This is a genomic window from Pseudoalteromonas sp. Scap25, assembly GCF_013394125.1.
Taxonomy (GTDB): Bacteria; Pseudomonadota; Gammaproteobacteria; order Enterobacterales; family Alteromonadaceae; genus Pseudoalteromonas.
Genome location: NZ_CP041327.1, coordinates 2,420,110 through 2,442,016, shown reverse-complemented (window position 1 = coordinate 2,442,016; position 21,907 = coordinate 2,420,110). Strand labels below are relative to the sequence as shown.

Annotated in this window: 22 protein-coding genes; all 22 read left to right on the top strand. The window is 41.4% G+C overall.

Annotated elements, in window-relative coordinates; all coding sequences use genetic code 11:
- The first annotated feature begins 50 nt into the window (after positions 1-50).
- The 22 genes from fliE to FLM54_RS11230 all read left to right on the top strand — a co-directional run bounded on the left by fliE (position 51) and on the right by FLM54_RS11230 (position 21,876).
- Positions 51-383, top strand: coding sequence for a flagellar hook-basal body complex protein FliE (gene fliE, locus FLM54_RS11335; RefSeq protein WP_010387900.1), 333 nt, complete (start codon positions 51-53; stop codon positions 381-383).
- 20 nt (positions 384-403) lie between these two features.
- Positions 404-2,119 carry a flagellar basal-body MS-ring/collar protein FliF gene (fliF, locus tag FLM54_RS11330; RefSeq protein WP_178956412.1) on the top strand — a complete coding sequence of 572 codons (1,716 nt, stop codon included), beginning with the start codon at positions 404-406 and terminating at the stop codon, positions 2,117-2,119.
- Positions 2,112-3,152: a flagellar motor switch protein FliG gene (fliG, locus tag FLM54_RS11325; protein ID WP_010387902.1), complete on the top strand. Its 1,041-nt coding sequence runs from the start codon at positions 2,112-2,114 to the stop codon at positions 3,150-3,152. The genes fliF and fliG overlap by 8 nt, the downstream gene beginning before the upstream one ends.
- 3 nt (positions 3,153-3,155) lie before the next feature.
- A complete protein-coding gene (fliH, locus tag FLM54_RS11320; protein WP_055013207.1) occupies positions 3,156-3,959 on the top strand; it encodes a flagellar assembly protein FliH in 804 nt (267 codons plus the stop codon).
- A gap of 17 nt (positions 3,960-3,976) precedes the next feature.
- Positions 3,977-5,311: a flagellar protein export ATPase FliI gene (gene fliI / locus FLM54_RS11315; RefSeq protein ID WP_178956411.1), complete on the top strand. Its 1,335-nt coding sequence runs from the start codon at positions 3,977-3,979 to the stop codon at positions 5,309-5,311.
- Positions 5,311-5,757 (top strand): flagellar export protein FliJ, encoded by a 447-nt coding sequence (gene fliJ / locus FLM54_RS11310; protein WP_010387909.1) that lies wholly within the window; start codon positions 5,311-5,313, stop codon positions 5,755-5,757. The genes fliI and fliJ overlap by 1 nt, the downstream gene beginning before the upstream one ends.
- 87 nt (positions 5,758-5,844) lie before the next feature.
- On the top strand, positions 5,845-7,656 hold the full coding sequence (locus FLM54_RS11305; protein ID WP_178956410.1) for a flagellar hook-length control protein FliK: 1,812 nt from the start codon (positions 5,845-5,847) through the stop codon (positions 7,654-7,656).
- A gap of 57 nt (positions 7,657-7,713) precedes the next feature.
- Entirely contained in the window at positions 7,714-8,241 is a 528-nt protein-coding gene (gene fliL, locus FLM54_RS11300) for a flagellar basal body-associated protein FliL (RefSeq protein ID WP_138605303.1), read from the top strand.
- A gap of 9 nt (positions 8,242-8,250) precedes the next feature.
- The gene (fliM, locus tag FLM54_RS11295) at positions 8,251-9,342 is read left to right on the top strand and encodes a flagellar motor switch protein FliM (protein ID WP_010387912.1); all 1,092 of its coding nucleotides are present in this window, start codon (positions 8,251-8,253) and stop codon (positions 9,340-9,342) included.
- Positions 9,343-9,362: 20 nt separating this feature from the next.
- The gene (gene fliN, locus FLM54_RS11290) at positions 9,363-9,764 is read left to right on the top strand and encodes a flagellar motor switch protein FliN (RefSeq protein ID WP_010387913.1); all 402 of its coding nucleotides are present in this window, start codon (positions 9,363-9,365) and stop codon (positions 9,762-9,764) included.
- A complete protein-coding gene (gene fliO, locus FLM54_RS11285; RefSeq protein ID WP_010387917.1) occupies positions 9,761-10,144 on the top strand; it encodes a flagellar biosynthetic protein FliO in 384 nt (127 codons plus the stop codon). The genes fliN and fliO overlap by 4 nt, the downstream gene beginning before the upstream one ends.
- A 4-nt stretch (positions 10,145-10,148) precedes the next feature.
- A complete protein-coding gene (fliP, locus tag FLM54_RS11280; RefSeq protein ID WP_178956409.1) occupies positions 10,149-10,889 on the top strand; it encodes a flagellar type III secretion system pore protein FliP in 741 nt (246 codons plus the stop codon).
- Positions 10,890-10,930: 41 nt separating this feature from the next.
- Positions 10,931-11,200, top strand: coding sequence for a flagellar biosynthetic protein FliQ (locus FLM54_RS11275; protein WP_010387922.1), 270 nt, complete (start codon positions 10,931-10,933; stop codon positions 11,198-11,200).
- A 2-nt stretch (positions 11,201-11,202) separates the two neighbouring features.
- A complete protein-coding gene (fliR, locus tag FLM54_RS11270; RefSeq protein ID WP_010387923.1) occupies positions 11,203-11,982 on the top strand; it encodes a flagellar biosynthetic protein FliR in 780 nt (259 codons plus the stop codon).
- A 9-nt stretch (positions 11,983-11,991) separates the two neighbouring features.
- Positions 11,992-13,122 (top strand): flagellar biosynthesis protein FlhB, encoded by a 1,131-nt coding sequence (gene flhB, locus FLM54_RS11265; protein WP_010387924.1) that lies wholly within the window; start codon positions 11,992-11,994, stop codon positions 13,120-13,122.
- Positions 13,123-13,193: 71 nt separating this feature from the next.
- Positions 13,194-15,302 (top strand): flagellar biosynthesis protein FlhA, encoded by a 2,109-nt coding sequence (gene flhA, locus FLM54_RS11260; protein WP_054201717.1) that lies wholly within the window; start codon positions 13,194-13,196, stop codon positions 15,300-15,302.
- 21 nt (positions 15,303-15,323) lie between these two features.
- The gene (flhF, locus tag FLM54_RS11255) at positions 15,324-16,811 is read left to right on the top strand and encodes a flagellar biosynthesis protein FlhF (RefSeq protein WP_138605305.1); all 1,488 of its coding nucleotides are present in this window, start codon (positions 15,324-15,326) and stop codon (positions 16,809-16,811) included.
- A complete protein-coding gene (locus FLM54_RS11250) occupies positions 16,804-17,664 on the top strand; it encodes a MinD/ParA family protein (RefSeq protein ID WP_138605306.1) in 861 nt (286 codons plus the stop codon). Before flhF ends, FLM54_RS11250 begins: the two co-directional genes overlap by 8 nt.
- 26 nt (positions 17,665-17,690) lie before the next feature.
- Positions 17,691-18,401: an RNA polymerase sigma factor FliA gene (locus FLM54_RS11245; RefSeq protein ID WP_138605376.1), complete on the top strand. Its 711-nt coding sequence runs from the start codon at positions 17,691-17,693 to the stop codon at positions 18,399-18,401.
- A gap of 40 nt (positions 18,402-18,441) precedes the next feature.
- Complete coding sequence (cheY, locus tag FLM54_RS11240) at positions 18,442-18,825, top strand: chemotaxis response regulator CheY (protein ID WP_138605307.1); 384 nt, start codon at positions 18,442-18,444, stop codon at positions 18,823-18,825.
- 16 nt (positions 18,826-18,841) lie between these two features.
- Positions 18,842-19,615, top strand: coding sequence for a protein phosphatase CheZ (locus tag FLM54_RS11235; protein WP_178956408.1), 774 nt, complete (start codon positions 18,842-18,844; stop codon positions 19,613-19,615).
- A gap of 14 nt (positions 19,616-19,629) precedes the next feature.
- A complete protein-coding gene (locus FLM54_RS11230) occupies positions 19,630-21,876 on the top strand; it encodes a chemotaxis protein CheA (protein WP_178956407.1) in 2,247 nt (748 codons plus the stop codon).
- The last annotated feature ends 31 nt before the right edge of the window (positions 21,877-21,907 follow it).

The window sequence follows — 21,907 nt, the reverse complement described above, 5'->3', positions numbered from 1 at the left end:
GTTTTGTGCTTTATTCTCTTTAAGAGTTTACTGCATTATCAGAGACAATTATGAAAATTCAAAACAGTGCTTTATTTCAAGAAATGCAATCTATGGCTTCAGAAGCCACGCGTAGTAACCAAGTTAATAACTTGCCAACGCAAGTGCAATCAACGTCTACAGCACAATTTGGTGATATGTTGAGTAATGCACTTAATACAGTGCATGAGCTTCAGCAAGACACAGGACAAAAAAGAAAAGCAGTTGAGATGGGCGACAGAAGCGTATCGCTTGCTGAGGCGATGATTGCCTCGCAAAAGTCTTCTGTGGCATTTGAAGCTACGGTACAGGTTCGTAATAAGCTTGTTGAATCTTACAAAGAAATTATGAACATGCCTGTTTAACTAGGTAGTGGAGAATTATTGTGGCGCAATCTAATCAATCAACAGATCTGGCACTTGCTGATGGCATGATGGAGCAAAGTGAAACTGAAGATCAACAAGAGCAAAAATCGGGCTATTTCAGCGCCCTAGGTGGTGTTGATGTTTTACGTCAAATTACCCTGATTGTTGCATTGGCCATTTGTTTGGCTATTGCTATCTTCGTGATTATCTGGGCTCGTCAGCCAGATATGCGCCCATTAGGTAAAATGCAAACTCAAGAGTTAATTGAAACACTCGACTTTTTAGATGCGCAAAAAATTGACTATGAACTTGATGGTAATGTGGTGTCGGTTGATGAAACTGAGTATCAAAATATTAAGTTACTGATGACACGTGAAGGTTTAGATCAAGGGCCAACATCAGGTAGCGATATTATTATGCAAGACATGGGGTTTGGAGTAAGCCAACGTTTAGAACGTGAGCGCCTTAAACATGGTCGCGAGCAACAGCTTGCCCGTACTATTGAAGAGCTAAACAACGTTACTCGCGCCAAAGTACTATTAGCTATTCCAAAAGAAAATGTATTTGCTCGTCGAGAGAAAAAACCCTCAGCAACAGTAGTACTAACGCTTAAGCGTGGTCGCTCATTAGATAGCGAAGAAGTTGACTCAGTAGTTGATATGATTGCTTCAGCGGTGCAAGGCCTTGAGCCTTCTCGCGTAACGGTGACCGATCAAAACGGTCGCTTACTAAATTCAGGTTCGCAAACCTCTTTGGCTGCACGCTCTCGTAAAGAATACGACCTAGAGCGTAAACGTGAGCAAGAATACCTAGAAAAAATTGACAGCATTTTAATTCCCGTCGTTGGTTTGGGTAATTACACCGCCCAAGTAGATTTAAGCATGGACTTTAGTGCAGTAGAAGAAACACAAAAACGTTACAACCCAGATTTACCGGCAGTAAGAAGTGAAACCACTTTCGAAGAAAATAATATCGGTGGTTTAGCGGTAGGTATTCCTGGTGCACTTACTAATCAGCCTCCTGTTAACTCAACGATACCTGAAGATGCAATGGCTGGCGGTGCAGGCACTGCAACCTCACCAAGTCGTACTCACAAAGAAGCTACCCGTAACTATGAACTTGATACCACTATTTCTCATAAACGTCAGCAAACGGGTGTGATCCGCAGAATTAGTGTGTCTGTAGCGGTCGATTACTTACCCACGGTAGATGAAAACGGTGAAACAACCATGACACCACGCTCGGTAGAAGCTTTGTCAAATATTCGTCGCTTGTTACAAGGTGGCGTAGGCTTTGATATGCAACGTGGCGATGCACTTGAAGTAGTGACCGTGCCATTTGTTCGTGAAGACTCAGCGCTTGATTTCGAATTGCCTTTATGGGAACAAGACTGGTTTATGAAAATGATGCGCTTAGTATTGGGTGCGCTGGTTATTATTGTACTGATTTTAGCTGTAGTTAAGCCTATGCTTAAGCGATTAATTTACCCAGATAATACACTTGAAGAATATGATGAAGACTCTCTTAGTTCAGGTGTTGACCTTGGTGACAGCACATTAGATATGCTAAATAATGACTTTGATTCTGCTTCAGTTGGCTTCTCAAGCGATGGTACACTACAGTTACCAGACCTACATGGCGACGAAGACTTATTGAAAGCGGTTCGTGCCCTTGTAGCCAATGAACCAGAACTATCATCACAAGTAGTGAAAGCGTGGTTAACAGAAGATGACTGATCAAGAACAAAAACAACTACCACCGGCGTTTGATGTTGATAAGCTCGATGGTGTAGATAAAGCGGCGATATTATTGCTAAGTTTATCTGAAGAAGATGCAGCGCAAATCCTAAAGCACTTAGAGCCAAAGCAAGTGCAAAAGGTAGGTATGGCCATGGCGGCAATCGATGATTTGTCGCAAGCTAAAATCAGCGCAGTGCACAACTTGTTTATCGAACAAATTCAAAGCTTTAGTACGATAGGTTTTCAGTCTGAAGATTTTATCAAAAAAGCACTTACTGCTGCATTAGGTGAAGATAAAGCTGCCAGCTTGATAGACCAAATTGTTATGGGCTCAGGCGCCAAAGGGCTTGATTCATTAAAATGGATGGACTCAAAGCAGGTAGCGAATATTATTCGTAATGAGCATCCACAAATTCAAACAATTGTGCTTTCTTATTTAGAGCCGGAACAATCTGCTGAGATTTTAGCGCAATTTCCTGAAAAAGTGCGCTTAGATTTAACCATGCGTATTGCCAATTTAGAAGAAGTTCAACCAGCGGCTTTACAAGAATTAAACGAAATTATGGAAAAACAATTCGCTGGTCAAGCGGGTGCACAAGCTGCGAAGATGGGTGGCTTAAAAGCGGCTGCAGATATTATGAACTACCTCGATACCAATGTTGAAGGGCAGTTAATGGATTCTATCCGTGAGCATGACGAAGAAATGTCGCAACAAATTCAAGACTTAATGTTTGTCTTCGAAAACTTAATGGATGTAGAGGATCGAGGTATTCAAGCAATTTTACGTGAAGTGCCTCAAGATGTTCTGATGAAAGCCATTAAAGGCACTGACGAAGCGCTTAAAGAGAAGATTTTGGGTAACATGTCAAAACGTGCAGCAGAAATGCTTGCTGATGACTTAGAAGCTATGGCACCAGTGCGTATTAGTGAAGTAGAAGCAGCACAAAAAGAAATACTGTCAACAGCTCGTCGTCTATCAGATTCAGGTGAAATTATGCTTGGTGGTGGCGGTGGTGAGGAGTTCTTATAATTTATGAGTAACTCAAAAGGTCGCCCGTTACACGCTGATGAAGCTGATGAGCTATTAAAAAATTGGCCAATTCCAGATGTTGCGCCAGATGAGCGAAGTTTTGGCAATCGTTCGACCGCTTTTGGTACGCCATTGGCAGAGCTATACCATAAAGAAATGGCCAAAGAGCAAGATGAAGAGCCCGAAGAACAAGAATTACCTTCTCTTACTATGGTGGAGCTTGAGCGCATTCGCCAAGATGCGTATGAGGAAGGTCTTAAGCAAGGACACGAGCAAGGCTATATAGATGGTTTTGATAAAGGCGTAACTGAGGGAAAAGAAGCTGGTTACAAAGAAGGTGTTGAGCTGGGTAAAACCCAAGGTCAAGAAGAGGTTAAACCTTTGATGGATGAGCAGTTAACTCACTTACGCAGCTTGTTAGATAGTTTATCTGATCCACTTAAAAAAGTGGATGAGCAAGCAGAAAAGCAGTTGGTACAGTTAGCAACTATGCTTAGTGAAGCAATCATTTATCAAGAGATAAAAACTTCGCCTGATATTATCTTACATACCTTGAAAAAAAGCATTGATGCATTGAATGCAGAGCAACAGAAAGTTAAAATTCATCTTCACCCAGAAGACCTAACACTTATAAAAACCAGTTATGGCGAGCAAGCTATTGAAGATAATCATTGGCAGTTAATTCCAGAGCCTACATTGGAGCGCGGCGGTTGTGAAGTTAAGACAACACTATCGTCTTTAGATATGACCTTGAAAACTCGTGTCAAAGAAACATTGGATAGTTTTTTGCATAATAGTGGTATCTAACTTTTTATTGGCGTGCAATGTCTGTGAGCGATACTTCATTAAGCGAACGCTTATCTCAATACCAACAACATATTAAAACCCCAGCCCCTGCGGTTGCGGGTGTTTTAACCCGTGTGGTTGGTTTAACACTTGAAGCAAAAGGCCTGCGAGCTCCAGTAGGCAGCCAATGTAAAATTGAAACCATGAGCGGCTTTGTTGATGCCGAGATTGTTGGTTTTAATGATCAAACCTTATATTTAATGCCCAATGATCATATCTCAGGTGTACTTCCTGGTGCCCGAGTTATTCCTCAAGTTAATGACACTGGTTTACCTGTTGGTATGAGTTTACTTGGCCGAGTTATCGACGGTTTAGGGCGACCTTTAGATGGGCTAGGGAAAATAAACGCAGAACACACACTTAAATTCGCTCAAAACGCAATAAACCCACTGGCAAGACGCCCCATTAGTAAACCCATGGATGTGGGAGTTCGCGCTATTAACTCAGTAATTACCGTAGGCCAAGGTCAGCGTATGGGCTTATTTGCAGGCTCCGGTGTGGGTAAATCTGTACTATTGGGCATGATGACTCGAGGCAGTGAAGCCGATGTAATTGTAGTGGGTTTAGTTGGTGAGCGTGGCCGAGAAGTAAAAGAATTTATTGAAGAAATACTGGGTGTTGAAGGACGTAAACGCTCAGTTGTTGTGGCAGCGCCTGCTGATGCTTCACCATTAATGCGATTAAAAGGCTGTGAGAGTGCAGTCACCATTGCAGAATACTTTCGAGATCAAGGGCTAAACGTATTGTTACTGCTTGACTCGGTAACGCGTTATGCCATGGCACAGCGTGAAATAGCACTTGCTGTGGGTGAGCCTCCTGCTACCAAAGGTTATCCGCCTTCAGTATTTGCTAAATTACCCGCATTAGTGGAACGTGCTGGTAATGGCGGAGAAGGGCAAGGCTCTATTACTGCCTTTTTTACTGTACTGAGTGAAGGTGATGACATGCAAGACCCGATAGCCGATGCCGCACGTGCCATACTTGATGGGCATATTGTTTTATCGCGTGATTTAGCCGACAGCGGTCATTACCCTGCTATTGATATAGAAAAGTCTATTTCTCGAGTGATGCCACAAGTGGTTTCTGAGCCACATATGCAGCAAGCTCGGGTACTTAAACAAGTATATTCTATGTATCAACAGAACAAAGATATGATCACCTTGGGTGCTTATCAAAAAGGCAGTGACCAAATGCTTGATCAGGCAATAAACATGATGCCAAGAGTGAACGCATTTTTACAGCAAGGCATGCGTGACGTGATTAGTTATGATGATGGCCTACAAGGGCTCGCACAATTATTAGGACAAGCATAATGGCAAAAAATAAACTACATTTGCTGCTTAAGCTTGAAAATGAAAAAGAAGAAACATTACGCATGAGCTACTTGCAAGCAAATCAAAACTTGCAGCTAAATCAGCAAAAGCTTCAAGGCTTAAATGACTTTCGACTTGAATATACGCAGCAACTTCATATTAAAGGGCAATCGGGCTTATCAAGTGCTGGGTTTAGCCAGTATCACGCATTCATAGCTAAGATTGAAGAGGCGACTCGCCAACAAGCGAGTACCGTTAATACTGCAAAACAAGTCGTGAGCCAGCGTAAAACGTTATGGTTAAAACAACAAGTTAAAGCGAAAGCGGTTGCTAAGCTAATTGAAAAGCAACAGTTAAAAGCGGATATGCTGGTGGCTAAGAATGAACAAAAAATGTTAGATGAGTTTTCTTCTAATCAATTTTATCAAAGAAATAAAGCACTGTAAGGTAGGCATACTAATTGCTTATGTTCTATAAGAGCAATGTTTTTTAGGATTGTGCGGTGGGCTGTTGCCGCTTTTATTAGGTGATTTATGGCGATGAATGATATTTCAATGTTGGCGGTATCTGAGCAAGACTCATACCTAGTTAATAAAGACAGTGATAAAGCAAAATTAGATAGCAGTAATGATGCTGGCTTTTTTGACCAACTAGCACTTGCTAACCAAGCTTCTGATACACAAAATGCAGAGGTTAAGGCGCCAAAAAAACAACCATCAGATGAACCATCCGATCCAAAAGAGCAAACTAGCGAAGAGAAGCCTTTGAGCGGTGAGGATATGCTGGCGCAAATTAATGCGGCACAGGTAATCGACACCTCAGTAAAAAATAACTCTCATGGCGGCGCAGAGTTAATAGACAAAAATGGTGTCAAAATAAACATTAAGCCTGAAGATAAGCTTGCACCTATTGTTATTAATTTGCCAAGTGATGAAATTGTTGATGATGCAGCTATTTTACAAGTACAAAATGCTGTAGGTGCTGAGTCAGCGAGCAAAACTGCTGTTGAGTCTCCACAGCTTGGTACTCAATCAATAGCGACAGCTGCCACAGCTGGAGAATCTGAGACTGTTAAAAATGAGCAAGCGGTTGCAAAACCATCAGATAAGCCGACTGATTCTACAGGCACTAAAGCATCGATAGATGCGTCTGTTTTGGCGTTGTTATCAAAAGATGATAATGCAATAAAAGCTGATAAATTCTTAGCAAATTTAACGCCTTCACAACAAGGTGAACTTGCTACTGAGCTAGATGCGATGAGCAAGCCCATTAATAAAGACAATGTAGCGGATTTAAAGCAGTTACTCAGTAAGTATGTTAGCGAAAGCGAGAAACCGCAAACTCCTCAACAAGCCATTAATGCACAAATAAGTACGCTAACGACCCCAGAAAAACAGGCATTGCTTAATCAGTTGCAGGGATACATTAAAAGCGAGCCTATACCTACTAAAGAACTTACCTTATTAAAAGGGGTTATCAGTGATTTAGAAACTGCTATCAACGCAGACACTTTGTCTAGTGCCAAAGATAAGCCGTTGTTTGCTAATAATACGTTGATAGCAGGCGTTACACCTAAAACACAACAAGGTACAGAGTCGGCTAATGTAAAACCTGAGCTAAAATCAGAAAGCTCTAAATCGATAGCCGAAACGCCTGAGGAGCTTACTAAACAGCTTGATGTACTACAAAAAGAGAGTATGCGCGCCACTAACGCAGAACAAATGCCACCGCGTGCTGCACAGATTTTTTCTCAAATCATTAATATATTCGATAAATCGTCGCTTAATACTATCGCTAAATACGATACTTTAGGCTACGAGCAAGCTATTATTGAAGCGCAAAGTTTACAGGCTGGGCAGTTACAAAGCACTGCGCAAGCTAAACAGGTGAGCATTGATCCTGCCACCTTACAGGCATTAAATATTATTAAAAGTGATGCCGCAAAAATGCTACAAGAGCGCGTTACTTCAATGTTAAGCATTAATAACAAAGAAGCTGAAATTCGTTTAGATCCACCTGAAATGGGCAGTATGCAAATTCGTATTCGAAGTGATGCGGAGCAAGCACAAATAAACTTTGTAGTGCAAAATCAGCAAGCCAAAGAAGCGCTGGAGCAATCATTACCTAGGCTTAGAGAATTATTAATGCAACAGGGTTTAGAACTAGGTGAAAGCAGCATTTCTTATGGTGGTTCATCTCCAGAACAAAACGAGCAACAAGAAAGTCAGCCACAAGGTCAAATGGCTAATAATAGCTCTTCAGATGAGACAAATAGTGAGCAACCAGATAAGCAAACACATAGTTCTGGACAACAAACGTCATCATCAATAGATTACTATGCCTAAGTCCTGCTATTATAATAGTTAAAACAAGCAAATACCTTTGCGAATAAAGGAAATACAATGGCTGAAGATACTAATTTAGAAATAGAAGAAGTCAGTAAAAATAAAAGCAAACTCATTATAATTATAGCCGCTGTATTAGTTATTGTTGGCGGTGCAGCTGGTTACTTTTTACTATCGGGTGATGATGAGCCCGTAGAAACTTTAACAGATGATGCCGCCAGTGGTGAAGTAGCCGCAGAATCATCAAGCTCCTCGGCAACGGTCGGCAGTGCGCTATATGTTGCTATGCCAAGACCTTTTATATTTAATGTTCCAGGGGCGAGTCGCGATAGAATTGTACAAATTAAAGTGCAATTGCTGGTGCGCGGAGATGGCAATGAAGAAACTGCTAAAAAGCATATTCCACTGATTGAAGGTACGCTATTGAGTGTATTTTCAATGACTACCGCAGATGAACTAAGCACCAGTGTAGGCAAAGAAACACTGCGCTTTACTGCGCTTGATAAAGTACAAGCTGCAATGATGGATGTGGAAGGAAGTAAAGTAATTGAGCGGGTACTGTTTACCGGCTTTGTGATGCAATAAGGGGTCAGTGTGAGCGATTTATTATCCCAAGACGAAATTGATGCGCTATTACACGGTGTTGATGAGGTCGAAGAGGAAGATATACACGACGGTGAAGACGGTGAGGGAAGTACGCTACAGTATGACTTCTCTTCGCAAGATCGCATCGTGCGTGGTCGCATGCCGACACTTGAAATTGTTAATGAGCGATTTGCGCGTCATATGCGAATTAGCTTATTTAACATGATGCGCCGCACCGCTGAGGTGTCAATTAATGGCGTGCAAATGATCAAATTTGGTGAGTATATTCATACCTTATTTGTACCAACCAGTTTGAATATGGTGCGTTTTCGCCCATTAAAAGGCACTGGTTTAATTACCATGGAGGCGCGCTTAGTCTTTATACTGGTAGATAACTTTTTTGGTGGCGATGGTCGTTATCATGCCAAAATTGAAGGGCGTGAATTTACCCCAACAGAGCGCCGTATCGTGCAAATGCTGCTAAAAATAATCTTTGAAGATTACAAAGAAGCATGGGCGCCGGTTATGGATGTGTCGTTTGAGTATCTCGATTCTGAGGTGAATCCCGCCATGGCTAACATTGTTAGCCCAACCGAAGTGGTGGTTATTAGCTCTTTTCATATTGAGCTTGATGGCGGCGGTGGTGACTTTCATATTGCGCTGCCTTACTCAATGCTCGAACCTATTCGAGAGCTACTGGATGCAGGTGTTCAGTCTGATACTGAAGATACCGATTTACGTTGGAGCAAGGCACTTCGCGACGAAATAATGGATGTAGAAGTCGATTTGTCGACTCAGCTACTTGAAGTTGATTTAAGCTTAAAACAAATTATGGAGCTTAAGGCGGGGGATATTATTCCTGTTGAAATGCCAGAGCATATTACTGTGTTTGTTGAAGAGTTACCAACATTTAGAGCTAAAATGGGTCGCTCACGCGATAACGTTGCGCTACAAATTAGTGAAAAAATTAAACGCCCTGATTCAGTTAAATCTGAGCTGCATGTCTTTACTAAAGGCGGCAAAAAAATTGATTCAGATGCAGAATTAGCAGAACTAGAAGATGATTTACACCTTTCAAACGGTGTAGACTTAGACTGGTAATTGATTAAAAGGTTAAAAGTATGAGCGATGATCAAGATACGATGGACGAATGGGCAGCAGCACTTGCTGAGGCTGAGGGAACTGACGATGATAGTGCAGAGGTTAAAGTAACCGAGCTTGATGAGCTGGATGATTCAAAGCATGAGCTCAGCGGTGAAGAAAAACGTAAACTCGACACTATTTTAGATATTCCCGTTACTATTTCGATGGAAGTAGGGCGTTCTAAAATTAATATTCGTAACTTATTACAACTTAACCAAGGTTCAGTTGTTGAACTTGATAGGGTTGCAGGTGAACCGCTAGATGTATTAGTTAATGGTACGTTGATAGCACATGGTGAAGTGGTTGTGGTGAACGATAAGTTTGGTATTCGCTTAACGGATGTAATTAGTCAGGTTGAACGGATCAAAAAGTTACGATGATAGCATTACTTGGTTTAAGCAATTCTGTGTTTGCAGCTACCGATGCTGCAACACCCACCACAGACATTATTTCAATGGTTATGTCGTTAGGTGTGGTGGTAGTGTTAATTTTAGTGTTGGCTTTTTTTGTTAAAAAGCTTAATCCAAATTTAACCAATAACGATGAGTTTAAAGTGATTCGCAGCCTCCCTTTAGGCTCACGCGAGCGTTTGATGGTAGTTGAGATAGATAATGCACAGCATCTATTAGGTGTAACTCCACATAGCATTAATTATTTACACAAACTAGAAACCCCCCTAACAGAGAAAGAGTTACCAGAATTAGCGAAGCGTTTTGGCAAAATGTTAAATCCACAACTTAATCAAAATAAAAAGAATTAATATTATGACCAAATGGCTGCTTATTATTCTTGCCACCGTGTTCATTCCTGGTGTTAATGCGGAAGGAATTGACGCGCTTACGATCACAAGTAATCCTGATGGCACGCAAGACTATTCAGTGACGCTACAAGTGTTAGCGATCATGACGGCAATGAGCTTTATTCCAGCAGCCATTATCATGATGACCTCGTTCACTCGAATTATTGTTGTTTTAGCTATTTTGCGCCAAGCGATTGGTTTACAACAAACGCCTTCTAATCAAGTATTACTAGGTATGTCGCTGTTTTTAAGTATTTTTATTATGGCGCCTATTTATGAGCAAATAAACGAACGTGCAATCGAACCGTACTTAAGTGAACAGGTAACATCACTAGAAGCACTCGATTTAGCTAAAGAGCCAATGAAAGCTTTTATGCTTTCTCAAGTACGATTAAAAGACTTAGAAACCTTTGCAAAAATAGCTGGGTACGATCAGCTTGATTCACCCGAAGCAACGCCAATGATTGTTCTTATTCCGGCGTTTGTGACCAGTGAGCTACAAACGGCCTTTATTATCGGTTTTATGTTCTTCATCCCCTTTTTGATTGTCGATTTGGTGGTTGCATCGGTGTTGATGGCCATGGGTATGATGATGCTATCCCCCATGATAGTATCGCTACCGTTTAAGATTATGTTGTTTGTATTGGTTGATGGTTGGAGCTTGGTGATGGGGACGCTCGCTAAAAGCTTTGGGTTGGGCACATAGTGGTGCTTTCTACTTTGAACCAATCACTCTAGGAGTCGCCCATGGAACCTGAAGTATTTGTTGATATTTTAAGTGGAGCCCTGTTTTTAGTGATTAAGCTGGTGTCTGCTATTGTGGTACCTGGTTTAATTATTGGTTTAGTAGTGGCAGTATTTCAGGCGGCAACCTCAATTAATGAACAAACACTGAGCTTTTTACCGCGTCTATTAATTACTATTAGTGCGTTAATAGTGGGTGGACATTGGTTTACTCAAGAGCTGATGGATTTTTTTAATCGCTTAGTGCTTCTTATACCCGAAATAGCAGGTTAACGATGGAGTTCCCATTTTCCGTTGTTATTCAATGGTTAAGTGATTTTTTACTGCCCCTGGTGCGTATTAGCTCAATGATCATGATAATGGCGGGTATTGGCGCCAAAAACGTCCCTTCTCGAATTAAAATGGGCTTGGCTGTTGTAGTCACATTTTTAGTTGTGCCTGTTTTACCTCCCGCTACATTTACTAATTTATTTTCTTTTGAAATGGTTTTAGTGGTGCTACAACAAATGCTGATTGGCGTTGCGATTGGTTTTGCATCCACACTACTGCTCAATACATTTGTGTTAGCCGGGCAAATCCTTGCTATGCAAACTGGTTTAGGTTTTGCGTCTGTTGTTGACCCCTCAAATGGAATGAGTGTGCCTGCTGTAGGGCAGTTCTACCTCATTTTAGCTACCTTGTTATTTTTTGTATTTAATGGCCATTTAATGATGATTCAAATGGTGGTACATAGTTTTCAGGTATTGCCAATTGATGGTAATTGGTGGGCGGTTGATCATTATTGGGACATAGTGACATGGGGTGGTTGGATGTTTACCACTGCACTAGTGCTTTCGTTAGCGCCATTAACGGCCATGCTTGTAATTAATATGTCATTTGGCATCATGACCCGTGCTGCCCCACAGTTAAATATCTTCTCTATAGGCTTTCCGTTTACCTTAGTGGCAGGGCTCGTTATTATTTGGGCTACCCTCGGTAACTTTATCACTCAGTTTGAGTTCCAATGGCTAAAAATGGTTGAGCTAATGTGTACTCTAGTTGGTTGTTCCCCTTAGGAGAGCGTAATGGCTGAAGATTCAGGACAAGAAAAAACCGAAGAACCCACGCCCAAAAAAGTTGATGATGCCAAAAAGAAAGGCCAAATAGCGCGCTCTAAAGAGCTAGGTACTATGTTTGTACTTATTTTTTCTGCTATTTCTCTATTAATGTACGGCCCTGAAATTGGCAAAGGCTTGTACCGAATTATGGGCAGAATGCTTAGTCTTAATCGCAATGAAACCTACGACACCACAAAAATGTTTGCGGTGTGGGGGGAGGTGGCCGACGTACTGTTATTTCCTATGTCGATGTTTGTACTTATTATTGTACTCGCTGCGTTTATTGGTAACACCATGCTTGGCGGCTTTAATTTTAGCTGGCAGGCAGCTGCGCCCAAAGCCAGTAAAATGTCGCCAATGAAAGGTTTTACTCGGATGTTTGGCCCGCAAGCGGCTATTGAACTACTTAAATCATTATTAAAGTTTGGCCTAGTGGCAACTTTCGCTATCTTTTTAATTAATGTTTATTTTGATGAAATATTACATTTAAGTATAGAAAGTGCGCCAGGCAATATCGTGCATGCTTTGGAAATATTAGCCTGGATGTTTTTAGGGTTATCTTGCACCTTAATTATTATTGCAGCTATTGATGCGCCATTTCAAAGTTATAGCCATAACAAACAGCTTAAAATGACGATGCAAGAAGTAAAAGATGAATATAAGAACTCTGAGGGGGATCCGCAAATCAAAGCGCGTATCAGGCAAACCCAACGTCAAATGTCGCAAAAGAGAATGATGCAGGATGTTCCCGATGCCGATGTTATTGTTACCAATCCTACTCATTACTCAGTGGCTTTAAAATACGACACAGAGCGAGCTGGAGCGCCTATTGTACTAGCCAAAGGTGTTGACGAACTCGCTATGCAAATTCGTAAAATTGCTTTAGGTAATGAAGTGCCTATTGTTGAGTCGCCTACTTTAACGCGAGCGCTTTATCATACTGCTGAAGTAGGGGATCAAATTCCCGATCAGCTATTTACTGCTGTTGCTCAAGTGCTTGCCTATGTATTTCAACTTAAACGGTTTAAAAAAGGCCGTGGAAAACGCCCTGTCGCGCTTAATAAAAAACTGCCAATCCCCGATGAATTCAAGTATTAACCGCTAACCAACTAACTTGGAATAGTTATTGCAATTTCAGCGTAGTGTCAATTTTTTGAAATTGTAGAGTTATGGAATTTAAAGCGGTATTACAACAACTTAATAAAGATAAAAAAGAATATGCAAAGGGCGTTGGTACACCGCTTTTAGTCTTAGCTGCGCTTGGCATGGTTATTTTACCCCTGCCTCCATTTCTGCTTGATATATTATTTTCGTTTAATATCGCGCTTGCATTAGTAGTATTACTGGTCACTGTATATACCATGAAGCCGCTTGAATTTGGCATGTTTCCAGCTGTGTTGTTAATCGCCACGATCATGCGTTTAGCACTTAATGTAGCCAGTACTCGGGTGGTACTACTTGAGGGTCATAATGGTGGTGATGCTGCTGGTAAGGTAATTGAAGCATTTGGCTCGGTGGTGATTGGTGGTAACTACGCCGTGGGTTTAGTGGTATTTTTGATTCTAATTATCATAAACTTTGTGGTAATTACCAAAGGTGCAGGGCGTATTTCTGAAGTGTCAGCACGTTTTACCCTTGATGCTATGCCGGGTAAGCAAATGGCGATTGATGCAGATATGAATGCTGGCTTTATTAGTGCAGAGCAAGCCAGAGAACGTCGTGATGAAGTAACCCGTGAAGCCGACTTTTATGGTTCTATGGATGGTGCTAGTAAATTTGTAAAAGGCGATGCTATCGCGGGTATCGTTATTTTAGTGATTAATATTGTAGGTGGTTTATTTGTTGGTATGATCCAACATGATTTGAGTTTTTCCCGTGCCATGGAAGTGTATACACTATTGACCATTGGTGATGGCTTAGTAGCGCAATTACCTTCATTACTACTTTCAATTGGTACTGCGATTGTTGTAACGCGTCAAAATGAATCGCACAATATGGGCGATCAGTTTAAGCAGCAGCTAGGAAACGAAAAATCGTTATTTATTGCCTCTGGTATCCTCATTACTATGGGTTTAGTCCCAGGTATGCCGCATATTGCATTTTTAAGTTTAGGGGCGCTTTTAGGTTACCTTGCATACTACACGCAGCAAAACAAACTTAAATTAGCAGCTGCTGAAGCCGAAGAAGCTGAAAATGCAGCCTCAGGTACCGGAATTGCGGCTAAACAAGAACAAAAAGAACTGGGTTGGGATGATGTACAGCAAGTTGATGTTATTGGCTTAGAAGTGGGTTACCGGTTAATTCCTTTAGTAGACCAATCACAAGGTGGCGAGCTATTAAACCGTATTAAAGGGGTGCGTAAAAAACTATCTCAAGAGCTAGGTTTTTTAGTGCCGCCAGTGCATATCCGCGATAATCTTGAGCTCGACCCAAATGCGTATCGCATCACCATGATGGGTGTATCAAGTGGTGAGGGTGAGCTTAAACACGGCGATGAACTGGCAATTAATCCTGGCCAAGTGTTTGGCCCGCTCAAAGGCATTGAAACTACAGACCCTGCATTTGGTTTAGATGCGGTATGGATAAAACCAGATCAAAAAGATGAAGCGCAATCTTTAGGTTATACCGTAGTTGATTCAGCAACCGTTGTGGCCACTCATATTAGCCAGTTACTCACAAATAGCGCCGCATTATTGCTTGGCCACGAAGAAGTACAAAACTTATTAGATATGTTAGGTAAAAGTCACCCTCGCTTAGTTGAAGGGCTGGTACCGGATGTATTACCGCTGACCACCATCGTTAAAGTACTACAAAACTTATTAAATGAAGGGGTAGCAATACGAGATATGCGTTCGATTGTTCAAACCCTTGTTGAGTATGGCCCTCGTAGCCAAGACCCTGATGTATTAACGGCTGCAGTGAGAATATCGTTGCGTAGATTAATCGTTCAAGATGCTGTTGGTATGTCTTCTGAAATCCCTGTCATAACCTTGGCGCCTGAGTTGGAACAGATGTTGCATCAGTCACTTCAAAATGCAGGTGATGAAGGTGCCGGAATAGAACCAGGACTTGCTGATAGACTTCAAACATCATTGAATGAAGCACATCAAAATCAAGAAATGGCCGGTGAACCTTCAATATTGCTAACGTCAGGAATGTTACGCACTGTGTTATCTCGATTTGTTAAATACACCATTCCAGGATTGCGAGTGATGTCTTATCAAGAGATACCAGATGAAAGACAGATCAAGATTGTCAGCTCTGTAGGCCAACAATAAGATTTTAAAGGGGTTTGAATTATGAAAATTAAACGTTTTTTTGCTAAAGACATGCGCACCGCACTAAAAGAAGTAAAAGAAGAGCTTGGTGTTGATGCGGTTATTATGTCAAATAAGAAACTAGCTAATGGCGTTGAAATTGTTGCTGCTGTTGATTACGACAAAGCCGCGACAAAAGCGCCAGAGCAACCTCAAAGCCAACCAGCTGCAAGTGCTTCATTTGCACATACCCAGAGCTCACATAACTTTGTAAAACCAGAGCCACAGCGTGCTCAACCTAAGCCACAAGCAAAGGTAGCAGACAGTTTACAAGCTTTATTAGAACGTCAATCTCCCCGTCCTCGTTCAGCAGAGCTTGCGTCAATGTTTTCACAATCAGGTATTGATACTTCTGGCCATTATCAAGAACAAGAAGCTGTGCAATCTCGACCTAAAAATATGTTTGAACGTGAACAAAGTGCGCCTGCACGTCCTCGTACTCAAGCTGATAGCTTAGGTTTTGATGATTTAGACAGTGGTTTTGACGATTTAGACTCACCGAGTGCACCGCGTCAGCAAACGATGCAAAACGAGTCGAGTGATATAAGCACCATGCGCGAAGAAATGAACGCAATTCGTCAATTACTAGAACATCAAGTGTCAGGTTTAATGCAACAAGATATGGCACGTCGTGATCCAACCCGTGCATGCATGATTGACCGTTTAGTGGGTATGGGAATAGATAAAGACGTTGCTGAGCAGATGGCATGCTTTGTACCTGATGATGTATCTCGCCAACAAGGTTGGAAAGCCTTATTGAATATGGTTGAAGATCAAATGCAAACCACTAACAACGAAATTCTTCGCCAAGGTGGTGTTTATGCTCTAGTGGGCCCAACAGGGGTAGGTAAAACCACCACCGTTGCAAAATTAGCTGCATTAGGTGCGCAAAAGTATGGTGCTGATAAAGTCGCGCTTATTACCACTGATACCTACCGTATTGGTGCGTATGAGCAGCTAGCAACTTACGGTCGAATTATTGGCTGTGGCGTAAAACAAGTTAAAGATGCAAATGAATTAGCAGAAGTTTTATACCATTTACGAAATAAACGTCTAGTCTTAATTGATACAGCAGGAATGAGTCAGCGAGATTTACGCTTAACTGAGCAGCTTAATACCTTAATGCGTAATCAACGTGTGGATATACGTAGTTATTTAGTATTAAGTGCTACAGCGCAAATCAATGTATTACAAGAGACAGTAAGGCACTTTAAAAAAGTACAGCTTAGTGGGTGTATTTTTACTAAGTTAGATGAGTCATTGAGTTTAGGTGAGATTATTAGTATTGCGATTCAAAATCGTCTCCCAATAGGGTATCTTACTAATGGTCAGCGAGTACCAGAAGATATCAGAGTGGCAAATGCTGAAAAACTAGTAAAAAAAGCTGAGCAATTGTATTTAAAAAGAATAAAAGCACAACAATCAAGACACCAATCAGTGGCGTCGAACACAGTAGAGATGTATGATTAACACAGTTTTAGATCAAGCAAGCGGCCTTCGCAAAATGAGCAACAATAATAATAACGGCGTAAAAGTTATCGCTGTCACCGGCGGCAAAGGTGGAGTGGGTAAAACAAACGTATCCCTTAACACGGCAATCGCGTTAGGCCAACAAGGCAAGCGTGTGCTGGTATTAGATGCTGATTTAGGGTTAGCTAATTGTGATGTTATGCTTGGACTGCGTGTAGAGCGCAATTTGTCTCATGTTTTATCAGGTGAATGTGAACTCGAAGATATTTTAGTTGAAGGCCCCGCAGGCATAAAAATAGTACCTGCAACATCGGGATCGCAAAGCATGGTTGAGCTATCTCCTTCAGAGCACGCCGGACTTATCCGTGCATTTAGCGAGCTTAACACCGATTTTGATATTTTAATTGTGGATACCGCAGCGGGTATTTCTGACATGGTATTGAGCTTTTCTCGCGCCGCACAAGATGTGGTTGTGGTGGTATGTGATGAGCCAACCTCAATTACTGATGCTTATGCACTAATTAAAGTACTGAGCCGTGAACACGGCGTAATCAAATTTAAAATTGTTGCCAACATGGTGCGTAGCTTACGTGAAGGGCAGGAATTATTTGCTAAACTATCAAAAGTAACCGACCGATTTTTAGATATAACCATGGAGTTGGTTGCAACAGTTCCTTATGATGAGAATATGCGCAAATCAACGCGTCGCCAAAAAGTGATAGTTGAAGTTTTTCCAGGGTCTCCTGCTGCGATTGCTTTTAAAACACTGGCGACAAAAATTACTAAGTGGCAAACACCTAGTCAAGCCTCGGGTCATTTAGAGTTTTTTATTGAGAAGCTAGTTAGTAACTAACGATGACAATACCGGTGAATAGAGCTATGGGATATCAGTCAGCACAGAATTTAAATATGATTGTTGAAAAGCATGCCTCATTAGTCAAAAAAGTGGCATGCCATTTAATTGCTCGTTTACCGGCCAGTGTGCAACTAGATGATTTAATTCAATCAGGTATGATTGGCTTAATAGAGGCTTCAAAAAACTTCGATGCCAGTAAAGGCGCGAGTTTTGAAACCTTTGCGGGTATTCGTATTCGTGGTGCAATGATAGATGAAATGCGACGAGGTGATTGGGTTCCACGTTCAGTTCACAGAAAAAGTAGACTAGTAGCAGAGACGATAGTCGCGCTTGAAAACAGTTTAAATCGTGAACCTAAAGATAGTGAAGTGGCTGAAAAACTTGAAATTTCGTTAAATGAGTACCATCATATTTTAAATGATGTCAATGTAAGCAAAGTTTTGGGCATTGAGGACCTTGGTATTGACGATGATGTGATTACACCTCATGGCCAAGATTTAGCACTAGACAAACCTTTCAATAATGTTAAAAATGAACGGTTTAATGAGTCTTTACTCAATGCGATAAAGTCGTTACCGGAAAAAGATGCAATGGTGCTTTCTTTGTACTATAACGATGAAATGAATTTAAAAGAAATTGGGCATATACTCGATGTTAGTGAGTCGCGTGTAAGTCAGATACATGGTCAGGCGATGATTAAGCTTAAAGCAAAAATCAATGACTGGATAAACTAGAAGTAAGTAAATAAAGGTTCAGGCCTCACTGGAGGATGTTTTGGATAAAAACATTAAAATTCTTGTTGTTGATGATTTTTCAACAATGAGACGTATTATTAAAAACCTGTTGCGCGATTTAGGTTTTACCAATGTTCAAGAAGCGGATGATGGGTCAACTGCTTTACCTATGTTGCAAAATCAAGTATTTGATTTTGTTGTAACAGATTGGAATATGCCAGGCATGCAAGGTATTGATCTTTTGAGGGCAATTCGAGCTGATGACAAATTAAAGCATATTCCTGTTTTAATGGTTACAGCAGAAGCTAAAAAAGAACAAATAGTAGCTGCGGCCCAAGCAGGTGTTAATGGTTATATTGTTAAACCATTTACTGCAGGTACATTGAAGACTAAATTAGAAAAAGTGTTCGAACGCTTAGGTTAATGAGAGGGAGAGGCTTATGTCAGCACCTGCTGCGCCTCAGATTACTTTAGAACAAGCTCGCCAGTTGGTTGTTTTTTTAGAAAATGGTGAGCAAGATAAAGCGAATCAGTTAATTTTAGAAACAGCTTCACAAGAGCAATCACAGTTATTTGCTGAGGTAGGTAAGTTAACGCGTCAATTACATGAAGCTTTAAAGAGTTTCGAGTTAGATACGCGCTTAACAGACATTACCACTGATGCCATCCCTGATGCTAAGAAACGCCTCAACTATGTCATGGAAATGACTGAGAATGCAGCCAATAAAACAATGGATGCAGTTGAAGCTAGCTTACCTTTAGCGCAAGAAATTGCTGACGAAATTTCTGATATCAAGCCAACGTGGGATCGGTTAATGAACCGGGAAATTGAGCTTGGTGAGTTTAAGTCACTTTGTCATAGTATTGATAAGTTTATGAACAGCTCTCATCATAAAACTGATGAGTTGCAGATGTTGATGACCAATGTATTGATGGCTCAAGACTATCAAGATTTAACTGGTCAGGTTATTCGTCGTGTTATTGAACTTGTGCGTGAAGTTGAAGAAAGCTTGATCCACTTGTTAACTGCATTTGCAGCACAAGGTGAGGTTGAGCCAACACAACAGACCGAACAACCAGAAGAAACAGAAGATTCCATTGTTGCACAAACACTAGCAGGCCCTGAAGGGCCTATTATTGATAAAGAATCGCGTAATGATGTTGTATCTGATCAAGATGAAGTTGATGATCTATTATCAAGTTTGGGCTTCTAATAGGAGAGTACTGCATGAGCTTTGAAGTCGATGAAGATATTTTACAAGACTTTTTAGTAGAGGCCGGAGAAATCCTTGAGCTTTTATCTGAACAGTTAGTAGAACTGGAAAACAACCCAGATGATACTGAACTACTAAACGCAATATTTCGTGGTTTCCACACTGTAAAAGGTGGCGCCGGCTTTTTGGCAATGACAGAGCTTGTTGATGCATGTCATGGTGCTGAAAACGTGTTTGATTTATTGCGCCAAGGTGTAAGAACAGTTAACTCTGAATTAATGGATGTAATTTTACAAGCGCTCGACACCATTAATGAAATGTTTGCCACAATTAAAAATCGTGACCAGCCAGAACCTGCTGATCCAGAGTTACTTGCAGTCCTTCATAAGCTTGGACAACCACCGACGGCAGAAGAGCTAGCCGGCGATGCTGTAGTTGAGGAAGATACAGCCTCTGTTGAAACCCCATCAGTAGAACCTGAGGCCGCTGTAGAACAACCTAGCAATGATTCTGAAGAAGACCCATTCGCATTTGATGAATTATTTAGCGGCCCAGATAGTAGTAGCTCAGACTCTCAGATTGATGAAATAACTGAAGATGAGTTCGAAAGTCTTCTTGATGAGCTTCATGGTAAAGGCCAGTCCACGCAAGAAAAACAATCCCCATCAAGCGACAGTGATGTAAATGGCGATATTACAGATGATGAATTTGATAGCTTATTAGATGAGCTTCATGGTGTTGGTAGTTTTGGCGAAGTTACTCAAAGCACTGCAAGTACACCACAGCAAGCACCATCAGCTCCTGTAGTAGATTCACAAAATAGTGACTCAAGCGCGGGCGATGATGAAATAAGTGACGATGAATTTGAAGCTTTGCTAGATGAATTACATGGCAAAGGTGCACCTAAAGCTATAGAAGTATCGGCTCCGGCAAGTAAACCTGAGCCCGTAGCCGCAAACAAGTCTGCACCTGCTGCTACACCGAAACCTGTACCAAAACCTGAACCGAAACCGGTACCAAAAGCAGAGCCTGCTAAGCCGGCGCCTGCTCCACAGCCAGCCAAGGCCGCGCCGCCTAAAAAAGCAGCGCCTCCACCGGCAGAAACAACGGTTCGTGTTGACACCAAACGTTTAGACCAAATAATGAATATGGTAGGCGAGCTGGTACTTGTGCGAAACCGTTTGGTGAGTCTGGCAACAAACTCTGACAGCGAGGCTATGGGCAAAGCTATTTCTAATTTAGATGTAGTGACTGCTGATATCCAAGGTGCGGTAATGCAAACGCGAATGCAGCCAATCAAAAAAGTGTTTGGCCGTTTTCCACGTGTAGTTCGAGATTTAGCACGAACGCTACAAAAAGATATTAATTTATTACTTGTTGGTGAAGACACTGATTTAGACAAAAACTTAGTAGAAGCATTGGCAGATCCATTGGTGCATTTAGTGCGCAACTCAGTGGATCATGGTATTGAAATGCCAGATGTTCGTGAAGCATCGGGTAAACCTAGAACGGGTACTGTGACCTTATCAGCTTCTCAACAAGGCGATCATATTCTACTTACCATCCAAGATGATGGTGCCGGTATGGATGCTGAAAAGCTTAAAAAGATTGCGATTAGTAAAGGGGTGCTTGATCACGACCAAGCGAGTCGTCTTTCTGATACTGAAGCGTATAATCTTATTTTTGCACCTGGTTTTTCAACTAAAGAAGAGATCTCAGATATTTCCGGCCGTGGTGTTGGTATGGATGTGGTTAAAACAAAAATCACTCAACTCAATGGCTCGGTGAATATCAAATCAGAAATGGGTGTTGGTACTACTTTAGAAATTAAAGTGCCACTTACTCTAGCGATACTGCCTACCTTAATGGTAATAGTTGGCGAACAAACCTTTGCGTTGCCGCTGGCGGGTGTGAGTGAAATATTCCATTTAGATTTAACAAAAACCAATGTGGTTGATGGCCAGCTAACTATAATTGTTCGTAAAAAATCAATTCCACTATTCTACCTTGAACATTGGCTCATTAAAGGCGCCGATAGAGGTCAGCGAAAAGCACAAGGTCATGTGGTTATTGTGCAAATAGGAACTCAAAAAGTGGGTTTTGTTGTTGACTCGCTCATTGGTCAAGAAGAAGTGGTAATTAAGCCTCTAGACGCATTACTTCAAGGTACACCAGGTATGGCAGGTGCAACAATTACCTCTGATGGTGGTATTGCACTGATCCTAGATGTGCCAAATATGTTAAAGCATTACGCTGGATAATTAAAAGTAGGCATACATTTTATGCCTACCC